Source organism: Flavobacterium sp., assembly GCF_044368625.1.
Classification (GTDB): Bacteria; Bacteroidota; Bacteroidia; order Flavobacteriales; family Flavobacteriaceae; genus Flavobacterium.
This window is the reverse complement of the sequence record NZ_JBIPPD010000372.1, coordinates 1-2,576: the sequence shown is the minus strand read 5'-3', so window position 1 is coordinate 2,576 and position 2,576 is coordinate 1. Positions and strand designations below refer to the sequence as shown.

Below are 2,576 nucleotides of genomic sequence, written 5' to 3'. Positions count from 1 at the left end.
AAGCCGCTGATCTCGTCCAACGGTGGCGGCGACACTGCTAGCGTCACTGTCTCCGAGAACAGCACCGCCGTAACCCGTCTGGTTGCGACTTCGCTTAATGCGAACGCCACTCTTGTCTATTCTATAGCGGGCGGGGCGGATGCAGCGCTGTTCCAGATTCACCCTGCAACAGGCGAACTGAACTTCAAGAATGCGCCTGACTTTGAAACGCCTGCCGATCTGGGTGCCAACAATGTCTATGACGTTATCGTCCAAGTGTCCGATGGCACCTCGACCGATACCCAAGAGATCCAAGTTGTTCTGCAAGACGTTGCCGACAATGATAATGTCTATCGCTGGACTGGTCTCGAATTTGCCATTTCCCAATGGAACCTTACGGACCTCATTGGGAACGACCAGATCCTTGCCGAGAACCTATCGCTCGTGCCTGGGCCTCAATATTACGTAACGAGCGCCATTCATCAATCCAATCTTTGGTTGGGTGATGGCACTATCGATCTGCGCGCGCTGACTAATCACGGCTACTATGCTAGTGGCATAAGTGGCGGGGGGCTAACTATGGGCAGCGGTAACAGCTCGCTGGTCGTCGAGGCTATCGAGCAGAGCCCATCAAGTTTCTTTTACCAAGTCAGCGGAATAAATGGCTGGATGCTGGATGCGGGCGCTGGGAACGACAACCTTGCCATTAAGGTCAGGAGCAGTAAATCTGAAACCTTTAGTGATTATGGCATCGTTGCTAGCAATTTAGCGTTTGGCGAGGGAACCGACACGCTGATAGTCGATGTCGTTAACAACTCGGGCGTCAGCACATCGCGTGGGATTGAGACTAGCACCATCAGCCTTGGCGCTGGCAGCGATAACGTTCAAATTATCTCTACAGGGTACGGCATCACAGGTTCGTCGATGGATGCAGGCGCTGGCAACGACACGCTGACTGTCCAGAGTGCGCTCAATGCAGTGGGCTCCAGCTCGATCCTGATGGGCAGCGGGAGCGATACGGTTACGCTAGCATCTGATAACGTAAATTCGGCGGAGCTGGTCAATAGCCTAATAGATCTTGGAACCGATGACGACGTTATCATCATTGGCCGTTCGGTAAATTCAACCATTATAGGGGGTGAAGGTACGGACACACTTTACCTCGCAGGAACACTCTTCGATTATCAGTTCAGCGCCCTTCCTGACAGGATACTAATCACACGGCCCGATGATGGCAATTTCAGCCTTACCGTGCAGGGGGTGGAGGATATTCGCGCGGAAGGAACTATCCCTGCCAAGGTTTACTCTGCCGAGCACTTGACTGGCTTTTTAAGCGACCCTTATGGGTTAGACACGTTGTATATGGGAACTGGGCTATCGGCTGCGATCGAGAACCTGACCGTGGTAGACGCAGCCGGAGACGATATCGTCCGCGCAGTGAATTCGTCGATAACAGGAGGATTTAGCTCCTATTTGAGCAACGGCATTCTTGGTTCGAACTTCACCTTTGGGGATGGTACAATCACCTTCCAGTCCAAGATTAATCAAGGGTACTATGCAACTGCCGTGAATGGCGGTAGCTTGAATATGGGCGATGGTAACAGCTTCATTGACATTCAGGCGGTCGAAGACTTTCCGGCTGACCGGCTGGGATTCTATTACGGGGTAACAGGTATTGCAGGCTGGCAGCTAAAGGCCGGCGGAGGTGATGACACCCTCAACCTTACAGTTAGGGCTCAAAAGACCGAAACTTTCAACAGCCTCGGTATTTATTCGGGCAGCTACGACTTCGGCGAGGGTAATGACATTGCCGACATTTCGGTTATCAATATATCCGGTACTGGTGAAGCCGTCGCGATTGCGAGCGTCAGTTCACTCACATTTGGCAGCGGCAACGACAAGCTTAAGGTCTTATCTACCGGGATGGGCGTCACAGGCAGCTTGGTCGACACGGGAACCGGCAACGACATAATTGACATTTCGGTCAATCGTGATGCCATCCATAGCAGCCAAATCTCCGTAGGCGCCGATAACGACCTCGTCTTCTTCAAGCGCAACGGCGCCAATAGTACAGATCTCTTCAACAGTAGCGTGGATTTAGGCGACGGTGACGATTATGCCGACTTTGCCTTTGCGGTGAACAGCACCATCGATGGCGGCCAAGGTTACGATATCTTGCGTTTGCGGGGCGATGAAAGTTCCTATGTCGTCAAGCAAAACAGCGATGGCGTTTACCACATCACCCAAACAGACAATGCGCTTTTCAGCCTGACCGCTAGGAATTTTGAAAGCCTCATCTTCGGGGGCGTCGCCGCGCGCCCCGTCTATTCTGGAAGTCCACTGACCGGCTACCTGACAGGCTCTGCCCAAGGCGACGACGTCTATGTGGGTAAGGGTCTGAGCGCAGCTATCGAAAACCTCACCGTTGTCGACACCAAGGGCTTCAATCGCGTAGAGGCGACGAACCGCAGCCTGTCGGGTGGCATCGAAAGCTACTCTAGCCACGCGATCATCAATTCCGACTTCACTTTCGATGGATTGGGTCTCGATTTCGCTGCCCAAATCAATCAGGGCTATTATGCGCGAGCAGTTTCGGG

At 53.0% G+C, this 2,576-nt stretch carries 1 protein-coding gene; it reads left to right on the top strand.

From position 1 onward, the window contains the following. On the top strand, positions 1 to 2,576 hold a 2,576-nt coding region (locus tag ACIQ2X_RS17040), incomplete at both ends, for a hypothetical protein (RefSeq protein ID WP_396180223.1).